The organism is Neobacillus niacini (assembly GCF_031457145.1).
In the GTDB taxonomy this organism is placed as follows: domain Bacteria; phylum Bacillota; class Bacilli; order Bacillales; family Cytobacillaceae; genus Neobacillus; species Neobacillus niacini_J.
Map to the genome: position 1 here is coordinate 178,935 of NZ_JAVDVZ010000005.1, position 24,314 is coordinate 203,248.

Annotated in this window: 23 protein-coding genes, 1 tRNA gene and 1 riboswitch; of the genes, 23 read left to right on the forward strand and 1 reads right to left on the reverse strand. The window is 39.4% G+C overall.

All coding sequences use genetic code 11. The features are described from left to right. The first annotated feature begins 143 nt into the window (after nucleotides 1-143). The 7 genes from J2Y03_RS14415 (at nucleotide 144) to J2Y03_RS14445 (ending at nucleotide 7,496) form a co-directional block, all read left to right on the forward strand. Entirely contained in the window at nucleotides 144-728 is a 585-nt protein-coding gene (locus tag J2Y03_RS14415) for a TetR/AcrR family transcriptional regulator (protein WP_132089029.1), read from the forward strand. Between the two features lie 30 nt (nucleotides 729-758). Then, complete coding sequence (locus tag J2Y03_RS14420) at nucleotides 759-1,529, forward strand: enoyl-CoA hydratase (protein ID WP_310195269.1); 771 nt, start codon at nucleotides 759-761, stop codon at nucleotides 1,527-1,529. Nucleotides 1,530-1,620: 91 nt separating this feature from the next. Continuing rightward, nucleotides 1,621-2,394, forward strand: a complete 774-nt coding sequence (locus tag J2Y03_RS14425; protein WP_310195271.1) for an electron transfer flavoprotein subunit beta/FixA family protein — start codon at nucleotides 1,621-1,623, stop codon at nucleotides 2,392-2,394. 64 nt (nucleotides 2,395-2,458) lie between these two features. Beyond that, nucleotides 2,459-3,436, forward strand: a complete 978-nt coding sequence (locus tag J2Y03_RS14430) for an electron transfer flavoprotein subunit alpha/FixB family protein (RefSeq protein ID WP_310195273.1) — start codon at nucleotides 2,459-2,461, stop codon at nucleotides 3,434-3,436. A 176-nt stretch (nucleotides 3,437-3,612) separates the two neighbouring features. After that, entirely contained in the window at nucleotides 3,613-3,927 is a 315-nt protein-coding gene (gene trxA / locus J2Y03_RS14435) for a thioredoxin (RefSeq protein WP_132089015.1), read from the forward strand. 129 nt (nucleotides 3,928-4,056) lie between these two features. Continuing rightward, nucleotides 4,057-5,829, forward strand: a complete 1,773-nt coding sequence (gene uvrC / locus J2Y03_RS14440; protein ID WP_310195276.1) for an excinuclease ABC subunit UvrC — start codon at nucleotides 4,057-4,059, stop codon at nucleotides 5,827-5,829. A gap of 144 nt (nucleotides 5,830-5,973) precedes the next feature. Beyond that, a riboswitch (Lysine riboswitch) is annotated at nucleotides 5,974-6,152 on the forward strand. Between the two features lie 120 nt (nucleotides 6,153-6,272). Continuing rightward, entirely contained in the window at nucleotides 6,273-7,496 is a 1,224-nt protein-coding gene (locus tag J2Y03_RS14445) for an aspartate kinase (protein ID WP_310195278.1), read from the forward strand. A gap of 53 nt (nucleotides 7,497-7,549) precedes the next feature. Here the strand turns inward: J2Y03_RS14445 and J2Y03_RS14450 are convergent, their stop codons facing one another. After that, the gene (locus tag J2Y03_RS14450; protein ID WP_310195281.1) at nucleotides 7,550-8,002 is read right to left on the reverse strand and encodes a YslB family protein; all 453 of its coding nucleotides are present in this window, start codon (nucleotides 8,000-8,002) and stop codon (nucleotides 7,550-7,552) included. Between the two features lie 451 nt (nucleotides 8,003-8,453). Between J2Y03_RS14450 and J2Y03_RS14455 the strand changes: the two genes are divergently transcribed. The 16 genes from J2Y03_RS14455 (at nucleotide 8,454) to lonB (ending at nucleotide 24,299) form a co-directional block, all read left to right on the forward strand. Next, nucleotides 8,454-9,062, forward strand: coding sequence for a succinate dehydrogenase cytochrome b558 subunit (locus J2Y03_RS14455; RefSeq protein WP_132089003.1), 609 nt, complete (start codon nucleotides 8,454-8,456; stop codon nucleotides 9,060-9,062). 62 nt (nucleotides 9,063-9,124) lie between these two features. Then, nucleotides 9,125-10,876: a succinate dehydrogenase flavoprotein subunit gene (gene sdhA / locus J2Y03_RS14460; RefSeq protein WP_132088999.1), complete on the forward strand. Its 1,752-nt coding sequence runs from the start codon at nucleotides 9,125-9,127 to the stop codon at nucleotides 10,874-10,876. Nucleotides 10,877-10,892: 16 nt separating this feature from the next. Beyond that, on the forward strand, nucleotides 10,893-11,654 hold the full coding sequence (gene sdhB, locus J2Y03_RS14465; RefSeq protein ID WP_132088995.1) for a succinate dehydrogenase iron-sulfur subunit: 762 nt from the start codon (nucleotides 10,893-10,895) through the stop codon (nucleotides 11,652-11,654). 111 nt (nucleotides 11,655-11,765) lie between these two features. Beyond that, nucleotides 11,766-12,356 carry a class D sortase gene (locus J2Y03_RS14470; RefSeq protein WP_310195283.1) on the forward strand — a complete coding sequence of 197 codons (591 nt, stop codon included), beginning with the start codon at nucleotides 11,766-11,768 and terminating at the stop codon, nucleotides 12,354-12,356. Nucleotides 12,357-12,510: 154 nt separating this feature from the next. Next, nucleotides 12,511-12,735 (forward strand): spore germination transcription factor GerE, encoded by a 225-nt coding sequence (gerE, locus tag J2Y03_RS14475; protein WP_009796032.1) that lies wholly within the window; start codon nucleotides 12,511-12,513, stop codon nucleotides 12,733-12,735. A gap of 174 nt (nucleotides 12,736-12,909) precedes the next feature. Next, the gene (locus J2Y03_RS14480) at nucleotides 12,910-13,359 is read left to right on the forward strand and encodes a MarR family winged helix-turn-helix transcriptional regulator (RefSeq protein WP_132088987.1); all 450 of its coding nucleotides are present in this window, start codon (nucleotides 12,910-12,912) and stop codon (nucleotides 13,357-13,359) included. A gap of 15 nt (nucleotides 13,360-13,374) precedes the next feature. Next, nucleotides 13,375-14,169 carry a glutamate racemase gene (gene racE, locus J2Y03_RS14485; RefSeq protein WP_132088982.1) on the forward strand — a complete coding sequence of 265 codons (795 nt, stop codon included), beginning with the start codon at nucleotides 13,375-13,377 and terminating at the stop codon, nucleotides 14,167-14,169. 123 nt (nucleotides 14,170-14,292) lie between these two features. Then, nucleotides 14,293-15,339: a GerMN domain-containing protein gene (locus tag J2Y03_RS14490; protein ID WP_310195288.1), complete on the forward strand. Its 1,047-nt coding sequence runs from the start codon at nucleotides 14,293-14,295 to the stop codon at nucleotides 15,337-15,339. Between the two features lie 120 nt (nucleotides 15,340-15,459). Next, nucleotides 15,460-16,212, forward strand: coding sequence for a ribonuclease PH (gene rph / locus J2Y03_RS14495; protein WP_310195289.1), 753 nt, complete (start codon nucleotides 15,460-15,462; stop codon nucleotides 16,210-16,212). 13 nt (nucleotides 16,213-16,225) lie between these two features. After that, nucleotides 16,226-16,834, forward strand: coding sequence for an XTP/dITP diphosphatase (locus tag J2Y03_RS14500; RefSeq protein WP_310195292.1), 609 nt, complete (start codon nucleotides 16,226-16,228; stop codon nucleotides 16,832-16,834). 2 nt (nucleotides 16,835-16,836) lie between these two features. Beyond that, on the forward strand, nucleotides 16,837-17,346 hold the full coding sequence (locus tag J2Y03_RS14505) for a metallophosphoesterase family protein (protein ID WP_310195294.1): 510 nt from the start codon (nucleotides 16,837-16,839) through the stop codon (nucleotides 17,344-17,346). Nucleotides 17,347-17,891: 545 nt separating this feature from the next. Continuing rightward, a tRNA-Arg gene (locus J2Y03_RS14510) sits at nucleotides 17,892-17,968 on the forward strand. 357 nt (nucleotides 17,969-18,325) lie between these two features. Further along, nucleotides 18,326-19,351: a tetratricopeptide repeat protein gene (locus J2Y03_RS14515; RefSeq protein ID WP_310195295.1), complete on the forward strand. Its 1,026-nt coding sequence runs from the start codon at nucleotides 18,326-18,328 to the stop codon at nucleotides 19,349-19,351. Nucleotides 19,352-19,516: 165 nt separating this feature from the next. Then, nucleotides 19,517-20,794, forward strand: a complete 1,278-nt coding sequence (tig, locus tag J2Y03_RS14520) for a trigger factor (protein ID WP_310195299.1) — start codon at nucleotides 19,517-19,519, stop codon at nucleotides 20,792-20,794. A 416-nt stretch (nucleotides 20,795-21,210) separates the two neighbouring features. Then, nucleotides 21,211-22,470 (forward strand): ATP-dependent protease ATP-binding subunit ClpX, encoded by a 1,260-nt coding sequence (clpX, locus tag J2Y03_RS14525; RefSeq protein ID WP_310195302.1) that lies wholly within the window; start codon nucleotides 21,211-21,213, stop codon nucleotides 22,468-22,470. Between the two features lie 161 nt (nucleotides 22,471-22,631). Then, the gene (gene lonB / locus J2Y03_RS14530; RefSeq protein ID WP_310195304.1) at nucleotides 22,632-24,299 is read left to right on the forward strand and encodes an ATP-dependent protease LonB; all 1,668 of its coding nucleotides are present in this window, start codon (nucleotides 22,632-22,634) and stop codon (nucleotides 24,297-24,299) included. Nucleotides 24,300-24,314 lie beyond the last annotated feature (15 nt).

A 24,314-nucleotide genomic window follows, 5' to 3' on the forward strand; every position in this document is an offset into this window, starting at 1 on the left:
ATAGAGCTTGTCTCTTTAGAAAGAGTAAAGTAATATAAAATTGTCTTTGAATTTCTTGACAGAAATCCAACTAATATCTATTATAAAAATATGAATGATTATTCATTCATATTTTTCTTTTGAAAAATTTAGGAGTGAAAACAGTGAAAAAAAATAAACCAAAATACATGCAAATCATTGATGCAGCGGTTATTGCGATTGCAGAGGTTGGCTATCATCAGGCACAGGTTTCGAAAATCGCAAAGCAGGCAGGTGTCGCAGATGGTACCATTTATCTTTATTTTAAAAACAAAGAAGACATCCTCATCTCACTCTTTGAAGAGAAAATGGGAAGCTTTATTGAAAAAATAGATGAAAAGATAGCAGGAAAAGAGACCGCGGTGGAGAAGTTATTAATGATGATAGAAGCTCATTTCAAAAACCTCTCTGATGATCATCACATGGCAATTGTAACTCAGCTTGAATTAAGACAATCCAATAAAGAGTTGCGTTTGAGAATAAATAATGTTCTTAAAGAATACTTGCGAGTGATTGATAAAATCATCATTGAAGGTAAAGAATCGGGAGAGTTCTCGAGCGATCTCGACGTCCGACTTGCCAGACAAATGATTTTCGGGACGATGGATGAAACTGTCACAACCTGGGTTTTGAATGAGGAGAAATATGATTTAGTTGCACTAGCCAAGCCTGTTCATCACCTGCTGGTTAAGGCGTGCGGTAAGCAGTAATGCTCTAGTGCAAGAGGAGGAGGGATTCTATTGGAATATTTAAAATGGTCTAATCAAGACGGAATCGCGACTATCACCATCGAGCGTCCACCGGCAAATGCCCTCTCATCAGGATTATTAAGGGAACTGTCGGTTGTTCTTGACGAAATGGAACCAAATCAAGACATTAAGGTGATTGTCATTCATGGGGAAGGGCGATTCTTCTCAGCGGGGGCGGATATTAAAGAATTCACAACCCTTTCTTCAGAAGGTTTTGCAAATCTTAGTAAGTATGGACAAGATTTGTTTGACCGGATGGAGAAATTCCCCAAACCAATCATTGCTGCGATTCATGGCGCGGCACTTGGCGGCGGCTTAGAGCTGGCAATGGCCTGTCATATCCGTTTAGTCGGTGAAAATACCAAGCTTGGACTTCCAGAACTACAGCTTGGATTAATCCCAGGATATGCCGGAACACAGCGTCTTCCGAAATATGTTGGAGTTGCACGTGCCGCAGAAATGCTGTTTACGTCTGAGCCAATCACAGGAATGGAAGCGGTTCAATTTGGCTTAGCGAACCACGCTTATCCGGAAAATGAAGTATTGGAACAAGCACTTAAACTGGCTGGGAAAATCGCTAAGAAAAGTACAGGTTCATTAAAAGCCACGATTCAATTATTAAATTATGCAAAAAACGAAGAGTTTTACGAAGGCTCTAAAAAGGAAGTCGAGCTTTTCGGAGAAATATTTGTTTCTCCTGATGCGAAAGAAGGAATTCAGGCTTTTATTGAAAAAAGACAACCGCATTTTAAAGGTGAATAGCTTCTACATAGAAGTTACTAATAAATTTTTTTGCTATAAATATTCTTAATCTTTGAAACAGAAAAAATGTTTGCATTATAGGAGGGAAACCATGAACATTTATGTACTTTTGAAAAGAACGTTCGATACCGAGGAAAAGATTACAATTTCCGGTGGAAAAATCAATGAGGATGGTGCAGAGTTTATCATCAACCCTTACGATGAATATGCCGTTGAAGAAGCAATCCAAGTCCGTGATGCAAATGGCGGCGAAGTAACCGTGATTTCAGTTGGAAGTGAAGAATCTGAAAAGCAATTACGCACAGCCCTTGCTATGGGTGCGGATAAAGCAGTGTTAATTAATACTGAAGACGATGTGGAGAACGGTGATCAATTCACTACAGCAAAAATTCTTGCTGAATACTTAAAAGATAAAGAAGTTGACCTCATTTTGGGCGGAAATGTAGCCATTGACGGCGGTTCTGGTCAAGTGGGTCCACGTGTGGCCGAATTGTTAAACATTCCTTACGTTACAACGATTACGAAGCTTGAAATTAATGGAACATCTGTAACCGTTACACGTGACGTGGAAGGTGATTCTGAAATAATCGAAACAAGCCTGCCGTTGTTGGTTACAGCTCAACAAGGTTTGAACGAGCCTCGTTATCCATCTTTACCAGGAATTATGAAGGCAAAGAAAAAGCCGCTTGATGAACTTGAATTAGATGACCTTGATCTAGAAGAAGACGATGTGGAAGCAAAAACAAAAACGATTGAAATTTACTTGCCAGCTAAAAAGGAAGCAGGAAAAGTGTTATCTGGAGACTTAAATGACCAGGTTAAGGAACTCGTTCACCTTCTTCATACAGAAGCAAAAGTAGTTTAATCGATATTTCACATATAGGTTCAGATTGCTGTTTAGACAAAAATGATTTGCAGGAGGTAAAGGGATGACTAGAAAAGTATTGGTATTAGGGGAAACACGTGACGGTTCTTTACGTAATGTTACTTTCGAAGCAATTGCTGCAGGAAAAACAGTGGCAGAAGGCGGAGAAGTTGTAGGTGTTTTACTTGGACAGAATGTTGGCGCTTTATCAATGGAGTTAGTGCAATACGGGGCTGACCGTGTTGTAGTGGTAGAGGATGAAAAGTTAAGTCAATATACATCGGATGGTTTTGCTCAGGCGCTACTAGCTGTGATTGAACAAGAAAAACCTGAAGGGCTAGTTTTAGGACATACATCACTAGGGAAAGACCTTTCACCAAGAATTGCTGCCAAGCTATCTTCAGGCTTAATTTCTGATGCAACAGCGGTTGAGGTTGCAGGTGGAAATGTTGTCTTTACCAGACCAATTTATTCAGGTAAAGCATTTGAAAAGAAAATCGTGACGGATGGAATTATTTTCGCAACAGTAAGACCAAATAATATTGCACCACTTGCAAAAGATGAAAGCAAAACAGGTGAAGTCTCTTCCATTTCAGTCGAAATTAAAGACCTTCGAGCGATTATTAAAGAAGTAGTAAGAAAAGCAAGTGAGGGTGTAGATTTAAGTGAAGCAAAAGTTGTAATTTCTGGCGGACGCGGTGTAAAAAGTGAAGCAGGATTTGAACCATTAAAAGAACTTGCGAAAGTATTAGGTGGTGCGGTAGGTGCTTCACGTGGTGCCTGTGACGCAGACTATTGTGACTACTCCTTACAAATCGGTCAAACTGGTAAGGTTGTAACACCTGACCTCTATATTGCCTGCGGAATCTCTGGAGCCATCCAGCACTTAGCAGGTATGTCTAACTCTAAGGTAATCGTTGCTATCAATAAAGATCCAGAAGCAAATATCTTTAAAGTAGCAGATTACGGTATTGTTGGTGACTTATTTGAAGTGGTGCCGATTTTAACAGAAGAGTTTAAAAAGCTTAAAGTACACTCTTAATGTCTATACTACATAGGGTGAGCGTGTCAAACCGCTCGCCTTATTACATATAATATGACAGAATATCAAAAGAATTTTAGGGAAAATTACATGCGAGACAGATTATTAGCATGATGATTTAAACAATGCTATACTTTCGTTAGTAGTTCAGTTTTCATTAGGAGGGCAAATAAAAAATGGCAATTTCAAACGTAACAGATGCAAATTTCTCTGCTGAAACAGGCTCTGGCCTTGTACTTGCAGATTTCTGGGCTCCATGGTGTGGACCTTGTAAAATGATCGCTCCCGTTCTTGAGGAAATTGATTCAGAAATGGGCGACAAAGTTAAAATCGTAAAATTAGATGTAGATGATAACCAAGAAACAGCTTCTAAATACGGCGTTATGAGTATCCCTACATTATTAGTTTTCAAAAATGGCGAAGTAGTTGACAAAGTAGTCGGCTTCCAACCAAAAGACGCTTTAGCAAGTGTATTAGAAAAGCACGCGTAAGCATAGATAACCTTAGCTAGGATAGTTCTAGCTAAGGTTTTTTATTTTTGGAAAAAGAATCAGGCTTTTCTTTATGAGCTATATGCTTTAAAATTTTAGGATAGATAAAGACGGGGAGGAGCAGCTGGAATGAATGAAAACATTAAACAAAAATTAACACTGCTGCCTGATCAGCCTGGTTGCTACTTGATGAAAGACCGTCAGGGTACGATCATTTATGTAGGAAAAGCAAAAATATTAAAAAATCGAGTTCGGTCTTATTTTACCGGGTCACACGACGGAAAAACGTTTCGACTTGTCAATGAGATTGAGGACTTTGAATATATTGTCACCTCATCCAATATTGAAGCACTGCTGCTCGAATTAAATTTAATCAAAAAATATGACCCAAAATATAACGTAATGTTAAAGGATGATAAGACCTATCCGTTTATCAAACTGACGGCGGAAAGACACCCAAAACTGATCATTACGAGAAAAGTTAAAAAGGATAAAGGCAAGTACTTTGGTCCATATCCAAATGTCATGGCAGCAAACGAAACAAAAAAGCTGCTTGATCGAATTTATCCCTTACGAAAATGCTCGACTCTGCCGGATCGGGTTTGTTTGTACTACCATCTGGGGCAGTGCCTGGCACCATGTATTAATGAGGTACACGAAGAGCAATACAAGGAAATGACAGATGAAATTACCCGCTTCCTCAATGGCGGCTATAATGAGATTAAAAAAGATTTAACAGAAAAAATGATGAGCGCTTCTGAAGAATTGGATTTCGAACGGGCTAAAGAGTATCGAGACCAGATTATCCATATTGAAACGATTATGGAAAAGCAAAAAATCACGATGACAGATTTTACAGACCGTGATGTGTTTGGCTATGCAGTCGATAAGGGCTGGATGTGTGTTCAGGTTTTCTTCGTTCGCCAAGGAAAACTAATCGAGCGTGATGTTTCGATGTTCCCAATTTACAATGAGCCGGAAGAGGAAATCCTCACCTTTCTTGGCCAATTTTATGAAAAATCCAATCATTTTAAACCAAAGGAAGTCCTTATTCAAGATGAGATTGACTTAAACATGACAGAACAACTCCTTCAAATAAAAGTACTTAAGCCACAGCGTGGTCAGAAGAAGGATCTTGTAAAAATGGCTATCAAAAATGCAAAAATAGCACTGAATGAGAAATTTTCGCTGATTGAAAAGGATGAGGTACGGACGATAAAAGCCGTTGAGAATCTTGGTGAGCTTATGGGGATCTATACTCCTCACCGAATTGAGTCCTTTGATAACTCTAATATTCAAGGGACAGATCCTGTATCGGCCATGGTGGTATTTATCGATGGTAAGCCAAATAAGCGAGAATACCGGAAATATAAGATAAAATCTGTCCAGGGTCCGGATGATTATGAATCGATGCGTGAAGTAACAAGAAGAAGGTATTCGAGGGCACTTAAGGAAGAACTGCCGCTCCCAGACTTAATTCTTATAGATGGCGGCAAAGGACATGTTGAGGCTGTCAGGGATGTACTGGAAAATGAGTTAGGCTTAGATATTCCGTTAGCTGGAATGGTGAAGGATGAAAAGCACAGAACCTCGCAGCTGCTATTTGGAAATCCGCTTGAAATTATTCCACTTGGCAGAAACAGCCAAGAGTTCTATTTATTACAAAGAATCCAGGATGAGGTTCACCGTTTTGCGATTACCTTTCATCGTCAAACCCGCGGAAAAAGCGCCTTTCAATCATTACTTGATGACATTCCAGGTGTAGGTGAGAAGCGGAAAAAGCAATTACTCAAAGAATTTGGTTCGGTTAAGAAAATGAAAGAAGCCACGATTGAAGAGTTTAAAGCAATCGGGATTCCAGCCCCAGTAGCAGAGGAATTAATGAAAAAACTTCAATCATAGTGATTGTCAGGGCACAAAAATAGATTGTGCCGCGTTAAAATCGGCTTTTGGATTTTAACACAATTTACGAAATCAGACTTGTCAGAAAAAAATTGCTATGCTATAATTAGTGAAATTTAATATACTATCACTTTTTTATACTGAAGTGAAGGTAGAGGTGCGAGATTCAATAGTAATGGTTCTGAGAAGGATGGGCTTCTGTGAGGAATCATGAAAGGGGAGGTTCGCCGAAGTGAAGAAAGTCTCATTTCTTTCTTTGCTGGTCTGAGCATTTAATAAATGCCGGATTGTCAAGACGATTGTCTTGGAGAGCTATCTTACATTGTAGACGCAGAATTTTTTTTGTGTATTCAAGCAATGAGATGCCCTCTCATTGCTTTTTTATTTTTTTGCGGGGAAAAATATAATGATAGCTGAACCTATAACTGAAAGCAGGGGAAAAAATGGGTTTAATTGTACAAAAGTTTGGCGGTACTTCGGTAGGAAGTGTCGAAAAAATTCTAAATGTAGTTAAACGGGTAAAAGCCGAAACGGACCAAGGGAATCAGGTGGTTGTAGTTGTCTCAGCAATGGGGAAATCAACGGATCATTTGGTAAACCTAGCCAAAGAAATTTCTGAGCATCCAAATAAACGGGACATGGACATGCTCTTAAGCACTGGAGAACAGGTGACAATTGCTTTATTGTCGATGGCGCTAAATGAGCAAAAATTACCTGCAGTTTCGTTTACTGGCTGGCAGGCTGGAATTTTGACAGAACCTGTCCATGGAAATGCCCGTATTACAACGATTAATACTGAGGCTGTAAAGAACCAGCTGAGCGAAGGCAATGTGGTCATTGTCGCAGGTTTCCAAGGGATTACCGAAGATGGCGAGATTACAACACTCGGACGCGGCGGCTCTGATACGACCGCGGTAGCACTAGCTGCGGCTCTTAAGGCTGATAAGTGCGATATCTATACGGATGTAACAGGGGTTTTCACCGCTGACCCAAGATATGTGAAAAGTGCTCGTAAATTAAAATCAGTATCTTATGATGAAATGCTTGAGCTTGCCAATTTAGGAGCAGGTGTCTTGCACCCTAGAGCAGTAGAATTTGCAAAAAACTATCAGGTACGACTTCAAGTTCGTTCGAGCTTGGAGAAAGAAGAAGGAACAGTGATTGAGGAGGAAGCATCAATGGAACAAAACCTTGTTGTCCGTGGAGTGGCATTCGAAGATGAAATTACAAAGGTGAGCGTATTAGGTCTTGCCAATTCTTTAACTAGTTTATCAACCATCTTTACAACACTTGCAGAGAATCATCTAAATGTCGATATTATCGTTCAAAGTACAACGGAAGCTGAAACAGCTAATCTTGCCTTCTCGATTAAAACGCAAGACCTATTAGAGACTTTAAATGTCCTTGAAGATAACAAGGATGTGCTAAACTACGAAAGGCTGGATGCTGAAAATAAATTAGCTAAAGTATCCATCGTTGGTTCAGGAATGATTTCAAATCCAGGGGTCGCAGCTAAAATGTTTGAAGTCCTAGCAGCCAACAGTATTCAAATTAAAATGGTCAGCACCTCAGAAATAAAAGTATCAGCAGTAGTCGAAGAAAAACACATGTTAAAAGCAGTAGAAGTACTACACCAAGCCTTCGGTCTTTCTACAGACAACCAATAAAGAAAAAAAGCTTTCATCGATGTTCTTTCTGTCGATGAAGGCTTTTCTAAATGTTATAGTGTATCCTTACGGTCCCATTTGACGGTGAATTGGACTTTGTTTGCCTTTTTTACTGGGTGTTCGAAGGTTTCGGCGATGGCTTGTTTTTGGAGTTCGATTTGTTGGGCAAGGAAGCCTGCTTCGATTTGGAAGTAGTGTTCCGCTTTTGATTTGACTCGAGAAACGATGAGCGGGCTTATTAGTTCAAATTCAATTTCATCTTTTCGCTCTTTTTTTAACTCGAGCTGCCCCCAGGAGGCTTTTGTGAAAAATTCAATGACTTCATCAAGAGTGGTTAATGGGTGCTTACGCGCTAATCGTTTTCCAGCCCAGTACAGAATCTCAGGAGTATCTTTTCCTAAAATTTCAGGCAATACAAATTCCCTAATCAATTCATAACCAAACAACGAAATATTTTTTGGTTCGTCCGAATGTAAATTAAGTTCGACGACATTACTATCTTTCATATAGCTTCCCCTCTTTCTATCATTCTATTATATACAAATATGGCTTTTGATAAGAACACTTTTTATCGAGATGAGTCTAAAGCTTTAGAGTGGTGAAGGATTGTTATCTTGCAATACATAAGCCTATCTTTCATTATAATTATGTTCCCCAAAAAGGAATGCAGGCTTCCGTTTAATTGAATAACTTCATTGTAATTCTATTGGGTTTAATTGAAGATAATACCAATTACATGCGAAAAAACTTAAAGTTTATTATAATATCAATATATTTTAAAAATTTTATTTTTTTAAAGTTTTTGTGTATACGTTTTCTTGACGCTCCATGCGGTTGGGGGTAAAATGGACATGTCACATAATTGTCACAGTGGTACTAAGTTTGAAAATTTATTTAACAAGAACAGTAGGTTTAAAAAGTCTTACCATCATTTTAAAAATTCAAGGGGGGTTAATTATGGCGGGGAATCGAGAGTTTTTTAATCGAAGATTGCATTCATTACTAGGAGTAATTCCAATAGGACTATTCCTAATCCAGCATCTAGTAGTCAATCATTTTGCTACAGGGGGACCAGAGTCCTTTAACAAAGCTGCAGATTTTATGGGGAACCTTCCTTTTAGAATTGTCCTAGAAACAGTAGTGATTTATTTACCAATTTTATTTCATGCAATCTATGGCCTTTATATTGCTTTTACCGCAAAAAATAATGCCGGGGAATATGGATATTTCAGAAACTGGATGTTCTTACTGCAGCGTGTATCAGGTGTCATTACGTTAATCTTTATTGCATGGCACGTATGGCAAACTCGCGTTGCAGCAGCATTCGGTACAGATGTTGACTTTGACATGATGGCCAATATTCTGTCTTCACCATTTATGTTTATCTTCTATGTAATTGGTGTAATTTCAACAATTTTCCATTTTGCAAACGGCTTGTGGTCATTCTTTGTTAGCTGGGGTATAACAGTTTCTCCACGTGCACAAGTAATTTCTACATATTTTACAATTGGCGTTTTTGTGGTCCTTTCAATCGTAGCAATAAGAACACTTTTAGCTTTTGCTTAAAAAAAACAAAAATACACTGAGTTGAAAAATATCGGATTTTTGGATTAAGGGAGTGAGTCACAATGAGTAAAGGTAAGGTGATCATAGTTGGCGGCGGCTTAGCCGGCTTAATGGCAACCATCAAGGTTGCTGAGTCAGGAACACCTGTAGAATTATTTTCACTTGTTCCAGTTAAGCGTTCCCACTCTGTTTGTGCCCAAGGTGGTATTAATGGAGCAGTAAATACAAAAGGTGAAGGTGATTCTACATGGATTCACTTTGACGATACTGTTTATGGCGGTGACTTTCTTGCTAACCAACCGCCAGTAAAAGCGATGTGTGATGCAGCGCCTGGTATTATTCATTTAATGGACCGTATGGGAGTAATGTTTAACCGGACTCCAGAAGGATTATTGGACTTCCGCCGTTTCGGAGGTACTCAATTTCACCGTACAGCATTTGCTGGAGCAACTACAGGGCAACAGCTGTTATATGCATTGGACGAGCAAGTACGCCGCCATGAAGTGGCTGGTTTAGTTACTAAGTATGAAGGCTGGGAATTCTTAGGCTCCGTAATCGATGACGACGGTGTTTGCCGTGGTATTGTCGCGCAAAATCTTAGATCAATGGAAATTAAATCGTTCTCAGGTGATGCCGTAATCTTGGCAACAGGTGGCCCTGGTATAATTTTTGGTAAAACAACGAATTCAGTTATTAATACGGGTTCTGCAGCTTCTATTGTTTATCAGCAAGGCGCATATTATGCGAACGGAGAAATGATTCAAATCCATCCAACTGCCATTCCTGGTGATGATAAGCTTCGTCTAATGAGTGAATCAGCTCGTGGTGAAGGTGGACGTATTTGGACATATAAAGATGGTAAGCCATGGTATTTCTTAGAGGAAAAATATCCTGCCTATGGAAATCTAGTACCACGTGATATTGCAACTCGTGAAATTTTCGATGTTTGTGTTAATCAAAAACTCGGAATTAACGGTGAAAATATGGTATACCTAGATTTATCTCATAAGGATCCGCACGAATTGGATGTTAAGCTTGGTGGAATTATCGAAATCTATGAGAAGTTCACCGGGGATGACCCACGTAAACTTCCAATGAAAATTTTCCCTGCTGTTCACTATTCGATGGGTGGACTATGGGTGGATTACGATCAAATGACAAACATTCCAGGACTTTTTGCTGCTGGTGAATGTGATTTCTCACAGCATGGAGCAAATCGTTTAGGTGCTAATTCATTATTATCAGCTATTTATGGCGGTATGGTTGTCGGTCCAAATGCAGTTAAATACATCAAGGGTCTTGAGAAGAGTTCAGATGCTGTATCCTCTTCAGTTTTTGATCGCCATGTTAAAGAACAAGAAGATAAGTGGGCTTCTGTTATGTCCTTAAATGGTACAGAAAATGCTTATGTTCTTCATAAAGAGCTTGGCGAGTGGATGACAGATAATGTTACGGTTGTACGTCACAACGACAGACTTTTAAAGACTGATGAGAAGCTTCAAGAACTATTAGAACGCTATAAAAATATAAACATCCATGATACAAGCAAATGGAGCAACCAAGGGGCAGCTTTCACTCGTCAATTAGAGAACATGCTTCAATTAGCTCGTGTAATCACAATTGGTGCCTATAACCGTAATGAAAGCCGTGGTGCTCATTACAAGCCTGAATTCCCTAAACGTAATGATGAAGAGTTCCTAAAGACAACAATGGCGAAATTTGTTGATAGCTCATCTGCACCAGCATTCCATTACGAGGAAGTTGATGTTTCATTAATCAAGCCACGTGAACGCGATTACTCAAAAAGTCATTAAGGGGGAGTAGAATAGCATGTCTGAAAATAAAACAGTAAAATTTATTGTTACACGTCAAGATGGCCCAGATTCTGCTCCATATGAAGAGGAGTTTGAACTAGCATATCGTCCGAATATGAATGTCATTTCCGCATTAATGGAAATTCGAAGAAATCCTGTAAACACAAAAGGGCAAGATACAACTCCGATTACTTGGGATAGTAACTGTCTTGAAGAAGTTTGCGGAGCTTGTTCCATGGTTATTAACGGAAAGCCGCGCCAATCCTGTTCGGCACTCGTCGATCAGCTGGAGCAGCCAATCCGTTTAGAACCAATGAAAACGTTCCCTATTGTTCGTGACCTGCAAGTTGACCGCAGCAGAATGTTTGACGCTTTGAAGAAAGTAAAAGCCTGGATTCCAATCGATGGAACCTATGACCTGGGACCAGGACCACGTATGCCTGAGAAAAAACGCCAATGGGCTTACGAACTTTCAAAATGTATGACTTGTGGTGTCTGCCTTGAGGCTTGCCCAAATGTAAATAGCAACTCAAGCTTTATTGGACCGCAGCCGCTTTCTCAAGTACGTCTTTTCAATGCTCATCCAACTGGTGAAATGAATAAGGCCGAGCGTTTGGAAGCAATTATGGGTGATGGCGGACTTGCGAACTGTGGTAACTCACAGAACTGTGTACAATCATGTCCGAAAGGAATTCCTTTAACTACATCAATTGCAGCGTTAAACCGTGATACTACAATCCAAGCATTTAGAAGCTTCTTCGGAAGCGATCATGCGTAGGGTCTGATTCTTTAAACCTTCTTTTCTATTATGAAGAGAAGGTTTTTCTTTTAGGACATTCATATTGCCTTTTGGTATACTAGTAGTAATAAGTTGGAAAAAGGATGGTAAATGAGGGTGAAAAAGCTTCCGTTGTTAATAATACTTGCCGGATTAGTTGTAATCGGTGTTGGAGTTTGGCAAATCATGGAGACCAAATTTCAAGGTGATACCTCGCTCAAAGAGGCAAAAAAAATTGTTGCACAGGCCGAGTCTCCTACTTTTGATGAGGAATTTCCTAAAAGAAACAAAAAAATTGAACCTCCAAATTTTGGTGATACAGTTGGATTATTGACAATACCGAAGATTAAATCTGAGTTGGCCATTGTTGAAGGTACTGACCCAAATGATTTGAAAAAAGGTGTTGGACATTACAAAGGTTCATACTTTCCTGGAGAGAATGGGCAGATTGTTTTATCAGGACATCGAGATACTGTTTTTAGGCGTTTGGGAGAATTGAAGCCTGGGGATATCTTTGAAGTACAGCTGGCAAACGGAAAGTTTAAGTATGAACTTACCCATACCAAGATTGTCGACAAGGATGATCGAACCATCATTACCTTGCAAAATACCCAGGAAGAATTAATCGTCATCACCTGTTATCCATTCCGTTTTGTGGGTGACGCCCCGGAACGTTATATCATTTATGCGAAACCTATTTAAAGTCCTTTTGTAGAGGGCTTTTATTTTTTTGAAAATTATTTCTCGATAATCCAAATATAGTCACTCCAGTAGTGTCATTCACATATGATATCGTGACTAAATATATACCCACCCCACGGTTCATAACTGGCGAAGGCAAGGAGGGTCACAATACTTGAAGGAGAATGAATATACTCACAAGCCGTTACTCACCAAACGTGAAAGAGAAGTATTCGAACTCTTAGTACAGGATAAAACTACTAAGGAAATCGCTGGTGAATTGTTTATAAGCGAGAAGACGGTTCGAAACCATATTTCCAATGCTATGCAAAAGCTTGGTGTCAAAGGGCGTTCACAAGCAGTTGTAGAGCTCCTTCGTATGGGAGAGCTAGAACTTTAATCATGACCGGCATCCTACGGGAGGCCGGTTCATGTTTTTATCATGGCTTTTTCATGCTTTGTTACATTTGAACTTGAAATTTTATCGAAAAAAGTAGAAAATAAGGACAAGATTAAAGTACAGGTAATGACTACGGAAACTGTAAAGGGAAACCTCATATAGGAGTGTTATAGAATGACTGTCGAGAATTCACCAAAGATTAGCCAGGAAATTGTCGCGAGAATAGAAAAGGATTTACGTTATATTTCAGGGATTATTAAGCAAAAAGGCAGAGAGATGCTCGGTCATTATAAAATAACTCCGCCGCAATTTGTGGCACTGCAATGGCTTTTTGAAGATGGTGATATGACCATTGGGGAGTTGTCTACTAAAATGTATTTGGCCTTTAGTACCACAACCGATCTAGTTGATCGTATGGAAAAAAATCAACTGGTTGTGAGGGTAAAGGATCCAAAGGATCGCCGGGTCGTAAGAATTCACTTACTTGAAGAAGGCGAAAGAATAATAGATGAAGTCATTAAGAAACGTCAAGTCTACTTAGAGGAAGTTTTGGCAAATTTCTCGATTGAAGAAATTCAACATTTTCAAAGTAATTTGATGAAACTGCATCAAGATATGCGTTAAAAAGAGGCGATGATTTTGAAACAACCAATTGGTGTAATTGATTCTGGCGTTGGTGGATTAACGGTTGCGAAGGAAATCATAAGACAGCTTCCGAACGAAAAGATCATTTACTTGGGTGATACGGCACGGTGCCCATATGGACCAAGACCACTGAAGGAAGTCAAACGATTCACATGGGAATTAACGACCTTTTTGTTAGGAAAAAATATAAAAATGCTCGTTATTGCGTGTAACACAGCAACAGCAGCGGTCTTGGATGAGATTAGAAATGAACTGAAAATTCCAGTGATAGGAGTAATCTATCCGGGAGCACGAACCGCTGTCAAGCGAACAAAAAACTATCGGGTAGGGATTATTGGTACAGAAGGAACGATCAAAAGTGGTGCTTACGAAAAAGCGTTAAAGGCGCTGAACAGCCGATTGTTTGTAACCGGACAAGCATGCCCGAAGTTCGTTCCTCTTGTTGAAAGCGGAGAGTACGACGGGGAAATTGCTGAGAGAATTGTGATAGAAGCGTTGAAGCCTTTGCAAAATCAAAATTTAGATACACTTATCCTCGGCTGCACGCATTACCCTTTGCTCGAGCCACTTATTCAAAAAGTGATGGGTGACACTGTAAATGTTATTAGCTCTGGGGATGAAACTGCAAGGGAAATTAGTGCCATTCTTCAATATAACGGTATCCTTGAAACTGGAGAGGATGAACCTGCACATGAATTTTACACTACAGGTTCAAGGTATATTTTTTCGAAAATTGCTACACAGTGGCTTGGCTTCCCTATTAATGATGTGAGAAAAATAAAATTATAGTCAAAGCTCCCTATAGTGGGAGCTATTTTTATGAAAAAAATCCTATTTTCTTTCCGAAGGCGGTCTAATTATTTTAATAGGCTCGTATACATGATAGTACAAACTGTCTTAGGAGGGAAAAATATGTCAAAAAATAAAGTGAAACCCCTTGTTACAGCTGTTTTTGCTTCAACACTTTTTTTATCGGGGTGTGGATTGTTCGGAAAAGAAGTGCAGAAAAAAGTAGATCCACCAAAGCAGGTTACAGAAACGAAAGCAAACCCGACTAAGGAAACCACAGGTCAGAATGAGGAAGTCGAAGGAACCGTAAGTACAGAATTATACCTAATCAATAAAGATGGTTTAGTTGTACCACAAACATTAACTCTGCCTAAAACAACCTCTGTAGCGAAGCAAGCATTAGAGCACTTAGTTGCGAATGGTCCAGTTACAGACATGCTGCCAAATGATTTCCGGGCTGTGTTGCCAGAAGGTACAACCATTTCCGTTAACATTAAAGACGGACTAGCGGTAGTCGACTTCTCAAAGGAGTTTAAGAACTACCAGCCTGAAGATGAAAGAAAAATCCTTGAATCTATCACATGGACACTCACACAATTTGATACAGTCAAGAAGGTTAAGCTGCAAATGAATGGGCATGAACTAAATGAAATGCCTGTAAACGGAACACCAATCAGCGAAAACCTATCAAGAGCTACAGGTATTAACCTTGATACTGCTGATGTTATGGATATTACGAATACCAAGCCTGTTACGGTATATTATATCGGCGGTGAAGAAGGTTCGTATTACTATGTACCTGTAACAAAACGGGTTAGTACAAGCGAAAAAAATAATGTTGTTGCCGTCGTAAATGAATTGGTGAAGGGGCCTAATTCTAAATCTAATCTTGCTTCAGACTTTATGGCGGATGTGGAGCTTCTAGAGACACCAAAAATCGAGGATGGAAAAGTAACATTGAATTTTAATAAATCCATCTATGGAAGCTTTGAAGAAAAAATTGTTTCAGAGCATTTACTTAATACACTAGTTCTTTCTTTGACTGAGCAAAAGGGGATTGAAAGTGTTGCTGTAACGGTAGATGGCAAGGCTGAGCTGGTAAATGATAAGGGTGAAAAAGTATCTGAACCAGTAACTCGCCCAGAAAAAGTCAATACAGGTAGTTTCTAAAAATGTATTTTTGATATACTATATAGTGACAATCGTAGGGAGGTTGCCTTTAGGCTTCCTCTTCTTTATTTGATTTTTTTATGGTGAGTTAGGTTTTTCACCATTAAGGAGGAAATAGTAGTGCGTGTTGATGGTAGAGAAAGACTGCAATTAAGACCAATACATATTGAAACAGGCTATTTAATGCACCCAGAAGGCTCTGTACTTATATCAGTGGGGAACACAAAGGTAATTTGTACTGCAAGCATCGAGGATAGAGTTCCTCATTTTATGAGAGGTGAAGGCAAAGGCTGGATAACCGCAGAATATTCTATGCTGCCGCGGGCAACCGAAACCAGAAACATTCGTGAATCTTCAAAAGGGAAGGTTACCGGCAGAACGATGGAAATCCAGCGGTTAATTGGACGTGCGTTAAGAGCCATTGTTGACCTTTCTGCACTTGGTGAAAGAACGGTCTGGATTGATTGTGACGTCATCCAAGCGGATGGTGGGACGAGGACTGCTTCGATTACAGGAGCATTTGTAGCGATGGCGATTGCCCTCAATCGACTTGGGGAAAAAAAGGGTTTTAAGTTTCCGATTACAGATTACTTAGCCGCCACGAGTGTTGGAATTCTAAAAAATAACGAAACCGTGCTTGATTTGAATTACGCTGAAGATTCAAAAGCACTAGTTGATATGAATATTGTTATGACGGGTAATGGTGAATTTGTAGAATTACAGGGGACTGGTGAGGAATCTACTTTCTCCTACCAGCAGCTGCAAGAACTATTAGGTGCAGCTCAAGAGGGACTGATGGAGCTTTTTGAACATCAAAAAACGGCATTAGGGGAAGAAATTACAGCAAAAATTGAAGCAAAACGGAAGAAATAAGGGGATAGAAAAAATGAAGGAAGTTATTATCGCAACCAAAAATCCAGGCAAGGCTAGGGAATTTGAACATATATTTGCTCCTAGAGGGATAGCGGTGCGGACACTACTTGATTATCCTGAGATCGAGGATGTTGAAGAAACGGGTAGAACGTTTGAAGAAAATGCAACGTTAAAAGCGGAATCAGTGTCGCAGCAATTGAATAAAATGGTGATTGGTGATGATTCCGGCTTAATGGTGGACGCCTTAGAAGGCCGACCTGGAATTTACTCTGCACGATACGCTGGTGAGGAGCCTAAGGATGATCAAAAAAATCTTGAAAAGGTACTAACTGAACTACAGGGAGTTCCTGAAGAAAATCGTACTGCTCGCTTTTATTGTGCACTTGCTGTTGCTGTGCCGGGCAAAGAGACCATTACGGTTGCTGGGACCTGTGAGGGACGAATTCTTGAGGAGCAAAGGGGAACGAATGGATTTGGCTACGACCCAGTCTTTTATGTGCCGGAAAAAGGCTGTGCGATGGCAGAACTATCGTCGGATGAAAAAAATAAAATCAGTCACCGAGCGAATGCATTGAAAAAACTTGATGTCATCGTAGATTCGCTCGTGGAAAGAGCGGAATAATCATGAGCAAGGTTCTTGTTGTTAGTGATAGCCATGGGTTAACGAAAGAGCTTGAGGATTTGAGAGAGAGGCATTTGAATGATGTCGAGTTAATGATTCACTGTGGTGATTCCGAAATGATGGCTGAGGATAAGGTAATGAATGGTTATTTGACTGTGAAGGGAAATTGTGATTTTGGCAACTATCCTCTAGAGACAACAACTGAGGTCGCTGGCAGGAAGTTCTTTATTACCCATGGTCACAAGTATTCAGTGAAGACATCATTAATGAATTTATCCTATAAGGCAGCCGAAGCTGGGGCAAATATCGTTTGTTTCGGGCACTCTCATCTATTGGGAGCGGAAGTCATTGGTGGCACCCTGTTCTTGAATCCAGGGAGCATTCGTTTGCCACGTGGGCGTATCGAGAAAACCTATGTCATTTTAGAATTAGTAGAAGATAAGGTCAAAATGTCTGTATATGACATCAGCGGTCGGGAGCTAAACGATTTAGCCTATGAATTTGCTTTGTAAAAAGATAATGAGGGAAGAGATTTTCTTCCCCCATTAGACTACCTGCATTGACCCAAATGCATTTTATAAATGGTATTCGGTCACTCCAGCCTAGTTGCATTGACCCAAATGCATTTCATAAATGGTATTCGGTCACTCCAGCCAAGCTGCATTGACCCAAATGCATTTTATAGATGGTATTCGGTCACTCCAGCCAAGCTGCATTGACCCAAACGCTTTTCATAGATGGTATTCGGTCACTCCAGCCAAGCTACATTGACCCAAACGCTTTTCATAGATGGTATTCGGTCACTCCAGCCAAGCTGCATTGACCCAAATGCATTTTATAAATGGTATTCGGTCACTCCAAACTAGCTGCATTGACCCAAATGCACTTCATAAATGGTATTCGGTCACTCCAGCCTACCTAATTTATATATCGATGTTAAGTCGAATATATTTGTAATCAGTCCAATCTTTTTAGGAACTATAAAAATTCCACAAAAAGTGTTGACTTTTATTCATATCCTTTATATAATAAATCTTGTCTTTGAAAAACTTATTATGTCCCAGTAGCTCAGCCGGATAGAGCATACGCCTTCTAAGCGTACGGTCGGGAGTTCGAATCTCTCCTGGGACGCCATTTAACTACATACCAAAACTTATTACTCACCTTCAGAAGGTGAGTTTTTTTGTTTTTATGGATATCAGATACTTGAATTTTCTAAAGTACGCCCCATTTTCTACATTGGCCGTAGGATTGTGCCCGAAAATCAAGCAGGAATAGAATTTGGGTAACAATAACTCCGTGATTGTGCCCGAAAACTAGGCAGTAGCAGATTTTGGGTAACAATAACTCCATGATTGTGCCCGAAAACCAAGCGGTAACAGATTTTCGGGAACAATTGCACAAAACCCTCGTATACGAGGTGAGTTTTTTTGTTTTTTCCCATTTTCATGCTAAACTATTTTCCATATAGAAGTAGAGGACGGTATACATATGAAAAAACGGGAACGAGCGAAACGGAAAGATAATATCATATTCCTTCCCGGACTCGAAAAGAGATTAACGGATAAGGGCTTAGAGAGCCTGCAAAATAAAAGGTATCAAGAAGCAATCACCTTGCTCGAGGAGGCAAGGGTGCATGACCCGGAGAACAGTGATATTTTAATAGGACTCGTACTCGCTTACTTTGAAGCCGGCGCCTATCAAAATGCCAAAGAACTGGCGAATGGAATGCTTCTAGAAGGAATTGGTGACTATTTTCATATGGTCGATCTCTATCTGACCATATTAATCCAACTGCACGAATACCAAGAAATTGTCGCTACGATTGAAGCACTCTATGACGAAAAGGAGATTCCACCTGACCGGCATGACCATTTTCTTACCATCCTGCAATTTAGCAAACGAATGGCAGACAGCAGTCATCCGGAACCAAGTGAGGACTCAATAGAAGATACAAATGTAAAGGGGCTCGGACTTTCTACCTTAAACAACATAAATGACCAAATGCTCGTTATTTCAAAATTGGCAGAAAAAAATATTCGCCCTTTTATGGAAGAAATCAAAGAATATCTTAACTCAGATTTAGCTCATCCCTTCCTAATGACAATGCTGCTAACCTTATTAAAAGAGCATGAATATGACAAGGAAATATTGGTTAAAAAGTTTAGTGAGGATTTAAGGCTAGTGCCAACAGAACTGCCTGACATTCAGTCACAGCCGAGAATGAAGGAAATAGTAAATATACTAGAAAAGAAATTAGAAAGTAGTGACCCGGTTCTATTTGAAAATATTAAAGGAATGGTAGAACGTATTTTTTTTATAAGCTATCCATTTGAACTCAAGCCTGAAGCAGATACAGCGTGGGCGGCGGCTTTTCATTTACTTGTCCTTGGGTATTTAGGTGTCGACCCTGATTTACATGATATTTCAGATGAATACGAGATTTCTCCTGAAAAAATAGAGCAGGCACTATCAAAAATCAAAGAATTAGAAGAAATTTCATATCCTAATATATAGATAACTCTGTTGAAAGAAAAAAATCCTGTGTTATAATGTAAGGGTTGCATTGTGTAAAAACTATATTTTACATAAAAAAAGTGGATAATGGCTTGGATGGACAAGACATTTTCCTACCATATTCGTTACAAATGAAATGATAATAGATTGTTGGAGGGAAATCGTATGACAGTGAAATGGGAAAAGTTAGAAGGAAACCAAGGTGTCCTTACTGTTGAAGTAAGTGCCGAAAAAGTAAATGAAGGTTTAACTGCAGCTTTTAATAAAGTTGTTAAGACAGTAAACGTTCCAGGCTTCCGTAAAGGAAAAATGCCTCGTCAAATGTTTGAAAAGCGTTTCGGTGTAGAATCTCTTTATCAAGATGCATTAGATATTCTTCTTCCAGAAGCATATGGCAATGCGATTGACGAAACAGGAATCGAGCCAATTGATCGCCCTGATATCGACATCGAGCAAATGGAAAAAGGTAAAGAACTAATCTTCAAAGCTACTGTACAAGTTAAGCCTGAAGTAACACTAGGCGAGTACAAAGGTTTAGAAGTTGAAGAGTTCGATACAAACGTAACAGACGAAGATATTGCGAAAGAATTAGAAACTCTTCAAAACCGTCAAGCTGAGCTTGTAGTGAAAGAAGAAGGTACTGCTGAACTTGGTGATACCGTTGTTCTTGATTTTGAAGGATTCGTTGATGGCGAAGCGTTCGAAGGCGGAAAAGCTGAAAACCATTCACTTGAATTAGGTTCTGGCTCTTTCATTCCAGGATTTGAAGAGCAGCTAGTAGGTTTGGCTACTGGCGAATCTAAAGATGTTGAAGTATCATTCCCTGAAGAATATCATGCGGCTGAACTTGCAGGCAAACCTGCAGTATTCAAAGTAACTCTTCATGAAATTAAAGGTAAAGAACTTCCTGCATTAGATGACGAGTTTGCAAAAGATGTGGATGACGAAGTTGAAACATTAGATGCATTAAAAGAAAAAATTAAAACTCGTTTAGAAGGTAGCAAAAAGCATGAAGCTGAGCACCACCTACGTGATTCAGTTGTAGAAAAAGCTGCAGCTAATGCTGAAGTTGAAATTCCAGATGTTATGGTTGAAAGCGAAGTAAACCGTATGCTTCAAGAATTCGAACAGCGTTTACAATCGCAAGGTATGAACCTCGAGCTTTACTTCCAATTCTCAGGTCAAGATGAGAATGCATTACGTGGACAAATGAAAGAAGAAGCTCTAAACCGCGTTCGCGTTGCGTTAACACTTGAAGCAATTGCAAAAGCTGAAAACATTGAAGCTACTGACGAAGACGTCAATGCTGAGATTGAAAAAATGGCTGCTATGTACAACATGACAGTTGATAATATTAAGCAAGCACTTGGCAGCCTTGAAGGTATCAAAGGTGATCTTCAAAAGCAAAAAGCGGTTGAATTCTTGATTGAAAATAAAAAATAATAAATATTGTTAAAACATGGCACGATTTTATCGTGCCTGTTTTTATACATTTTTTCAATTACATATTATAATAAGGACAGGGAAACCTTTTTAACAAGCAGGCAGGAGCATAAAAGAACTGCAGGCAGGAAAAACAGATTTACATAGCGAATTAAGTAAAACCAGCTCCATTAAAGATTTATTTTTGTGAAAAGTGGTTATGCTTAATGGGTACATACGAACCATTTTAAGGATTTCCAAACAAAAATGCGCTTTCAGAAAAACATAATTGAAGAGGCTTTTTATTTCCTGTCCACTGGGTCCATGTGTTACAATGCAATACATACTACTCAAAGGTTTCGAAAAAAGAAACGGATTTTTGTTTGTGTTAGGCAACTTTAAATATGGTTATAACACGTTTTCAAGGGGTGAAAGAATTGTTTAAATTTAATGATGAAAAAGGCCAATTAAAGTGTTCCTTCTGTGGAAAGACACAAGACCAAGTTCGTAAATTGGTCGCCGGACCAGGTGTTTATATATGTGACGAGTGTATCGAGCTCTGCACAGAAATCGTTGAAGAAGAGCTGGGAACTGAAGAAGAAGTAGAATTTAAAGACGTTCCGAAGCCAAGAGAGATTTGTGAAATTCTTGATGAATACGTCATTGGTCAGGATCAAGCTAAAAAATCTCTATCGGTTGCAGTTTACAATCATTACAAGCGTATCAATTCTAATAGCAAGATTGATGATGTTGAACTTTCTAAGAGTAACATCGCTATGATTGGACCAACTGGAAGTGGTAAAACTTTATTAGCTCAAACTTTAGCACGTATTTTAAATGTTCCATTTGCCATCGCAGATGCAACGTCTCTTACCGAAGCAGGTTATGTAGGGGAAGATGTTGAAAATATTCTTTTAAAATTGATTCAATCTGCTGATTACGATGTGGAAAAAGCTGAAAAGGGTATTATTTATATTGATGAAATTGATAAAATTGCCCGTAAATCAGAAAATCCTTCCATCACTAGAGATGTCTCTGGGGAAGGTGTACAGCAAGCATTACTAAAAATTCTAGAAGGTACAGTTGCGAGCGTTCCTCCTCAAGGCGGACGTAAACATCCTCACCAAGAATTCATTCAAATCGATACGACAAATATTTTATTTATTTGCGGTGGTGCATTTGATGGAATTGAACCAATCATTAAGCGCCGCTTAGGTCAAAAGGTTATTGGTTTTGGTTCGGAAATGAAGCAGCTGGAAATCACACAGAAAGAGCTTCTTTCTAAAGTGTTACCTGAGGACTTACTTCGCTTTGGTTTAATTCCTGAATTCATCGGCCGTCTACCTGTAATTGCAAGTCTTGAGCAGTTAGATGAGTCAGCATTGATTGAAATCTTAACAAAGCCAAAAAATGCTTTAGTTAAGCAATATCAAAAAATGCTTGAAATCGATGAGGTAGAATTGGAATTCGAGGAAGGCGCCCTTAGTGAAATCGCGAAAAAAGCGATTGAACGTAAAACAGGTGCGCGCGGATTACGTTCTATTATTGAAGGAATCATGCTAGATGTTATGTTTGACCTTCCTTCTCGTAATGATATTCAAAAGTGTATCATTACAAAAGATACGGTCATCGACAATAGTCTTCCAAAGCTTGTTTTAGCAGACGGAACGGTTGTGGCAGAAGAAAAATCAGCTTAATAATGAAATTTTAGAGGATCCAGTAAAATCACTGGGTCCTTTTTCTGCATTTTATACATTCCGCCTTAAACAGTTTCTTACAAATTTGTGGTTTATTCCATCTCTATGCAGGAAATACTTATTAATATCTACTCAAGTTTACTGTAGCAGGAGGGAATAAGATGAGTTGGACGGGGATTGCCTTATTTATACAGCTGTTCTTTGGAATTATCATCGGGCTGTATTTCTGGAATTTGCTTAGGAACCAACGGACACAAAAGGTTTCCATTGATCGGGAATCCCGTAAGGAAATGGAACAGCTTCGAAAAATGAGATCGATTTCATTAACGGAGCCATTAGCTGAAAAAGTACGCCCTACAAGCTTCCAAGATATTGTTGGACAAGAAGATGGTATAAAATCATTGAAGGCAGCATTATGTGGTCCAAATCCTCAGCATGTTATAATTTACGGACCACCAGGGGTTGGAAAAACAGCTGCAGCAAGATTAGTTTTAGAAGAGGCGAAAAAAAACCAAAAATCTCCATTTAAACAATCCTCTGTATTTATCGAATTGGATGCTACAACCGCCAGATTTGATGAAAGAGGCATTGCCGATCCTTTAATTGGGTCCGTTCATGATCCCATTTATCAAGGAGCAGGGGCAATGGGACAGGCTGGAATTCCTCAGCCGAAGCAAGGTGCAGTTACCAATGCACATGGTGGTGTACTATTTATTGATGAGATTGGCGAGTTACACCCGATTCAAATGAACAAGCTGTTAAAGGTTCTTGAGGATCGTAAAGTATTTCTTGAAAGTGCCTATTATCATGAAGAAAATAATCAAATTCCTACACATATCCATGATATTTTTAAGAATGGGCTTCCGGCTGATTTTCGCTTAATTGGTGCAACCACAAGAACTCCAAGTGAAATACCGCCTGCAATTCGCTCACGCTGTATGGAGGTGTTTTTTAGAGAATTGACGCAAGAAGAAATCATTGAAATTGGTAAAAAAGCGGCTGAAAAAGTGAATTTAGACATTAGTGAAGTTGGTTTAGATATATTATCTACATATGCAAGGAATGGGCGCGAAGCTGTTAATATAGTTCAGATTGCTGCTGGACTTGCCATCACGGATGAGCGCAATTTTATAAAAGATGAAGATTTAGAATGGGTTGCTCATTCCAGTCAACTGTCTCCAAGAATGGAAAGAAAGATTAATGACGATTCCCGGATTGGCCTTGTGAACGGTCTAGCCGTTTATGGACCCAATTCAGGTGCACTGCTTGAAATTGAGGTAACTGTCATTCCTGCGAAGGATAAAGGATCGATTAACATAACTGGAATTGTCGATGAAGAAAGTATCGGCAGTCAGGGTAAATCAGTCCGTCGTAAGAGTATGGCGCGTGGTTCGATTGAAAATGTTATCACGGTATTAAGATCAATGGGTGTTCCTGCGAATGATTTCGATATTCATGTCAATTTCCCAGGCGGGGTTCCAATTGATGGTCCTTCAGCCGGAATTGCAATGGCAACTGGAATATATTCGGCGATTTACAAAATTCCGATTGATAACAAGGTAGCGATGACGGGAGAAATAAGTATTCACGGAAATGTCAAGCCTATCGGCGGCGTATACCCTAAGGTAAAGGCAGCTCGGAAAGCAGGAGCAACCACTGTAATTATCCCTGAAGAAAATATGCAATCGATTTTAAATGAAATAACGGGAATTCGGATTGTGCCGGTTACACATTTGAGTGAAGTCTTTGACATTGCCCTCGTCAATAACCAGCCAATTAACCAAGTTATCCCGGCCTCAATAGAGCTTTCTAAAAAAGAATCTATTTAACTTTCTTCACTTCGG

Coding starts and splice junctions, on each gene's coding strand:
- J2Y03_RS14425 (WP_310195271.1), top strand. CDS start 1,621: ATGAACATTTATGTACTTTTGAAAAGAACGTTCGATACCGAGGAAAAG.
- J2Y03_RS14430 (WP_310195273.1), top strand. CDS start 2,459: ATGACTAGAAAAGTATTGGTATTAGGGGAAACACGTGACGGTTCTTTA.
- trxA (WP_132089015.1), top strand. CDS start 3,613: ATGGCAATTTCAAACGTAACAGATGCAAATTTCTCTGCTGAAACAGGC.
- uvrC (WP_310195276.1), top strand. CDS start 4,057: ATGAATGAAAACATTAAACAAAAATTAACACTGCTGCCTGATCAGCCT.
- J2Y03_RS14445 (WP_310195278.1), top strand. CDS start 6,273: ATGGGTTTAATTGTACAAAAGTTTGGCGGTACTTCGGTAGGAAGTGTC.
- J2Y03_RS14450 (WP_310195281.1), bottom strand. CDS start 8,002: ATGAAAGATAGTAATGTCGTCGAACTTAATTTACATTCGGACGAACCA.
- J2Y03_RS14455 (WP_132089003.1), top strand. CDS start 8,454: ATGGCGGGGAATCGAGAGTTTTTTAATCGAAGATTGCATTCATTACTA.
- sdhA (WP_132088999.1), top strand. CDS start 9,125: ATGAGTAAAGGTAAGGTGATCATAGTTGGCGGCGGCTTAGCCGGCTTA.
- sdhB (WP_132088995.1), top strand. CDS start 10,893: ATGTCTGAAAATAAAACAGTAAAATTTATTGTTACACGTCAAGATGGC.
- J2Y03_RS14470 (WP_310195283.1), top strand. CDS start 11,766: ATGAGGGTGAAAAAGCTTCCGTTGTTAATAATACTTGCCGGATTAGTT.
- J2Y03_RS14480 (WP_132088987.1), top strand. CDS start 12,910: ATGACTGTCGAGAATTCACCAAAGATTAGCCAGGAAATTGTCGCGAGA.
- J2Y03_RS14490 (WP_310195288.1), top strand. CDS start 14,293: ATGTCAAAAAATAAAGTGAAACCCCTTGTTACAGCTGTTTTTGCTTCA.
- J2Y03_RS14500 (WP_310195292.1), top strand. CDS start 16,226: ATGAAGGAAGTTATTATCGCAACCAAAAATCCAGGCAAGGCTAGGGAA.
- J2Y03_RS14505 (WP_310195294.1), top strand. CDS start 16,837: ATGAGCAAGGTTCTTGTTGTTAGTGATAGCCATGGGTTAACGAAAGAG.
- J2Y03_RS14515 (WP_310195295.1), top strand. CDS start 18,326: ATGAAAAAACGGGAACGAGCGAAACGGAAAGATAATATCATATTCCTT.
- tig (WP_310195299.1), top strand. CDS start 19,517: ATGACAGTGAAATGGGAAAAGTTAGAAGGAAACCAAGGTGTCCTTACT.
- lonB (WP_310195304.1), top strand. CDS start 22,632: ATGAGTTGGACGGGGATTGCCTTATTTATACAGCTGTTCTTTGGAATT.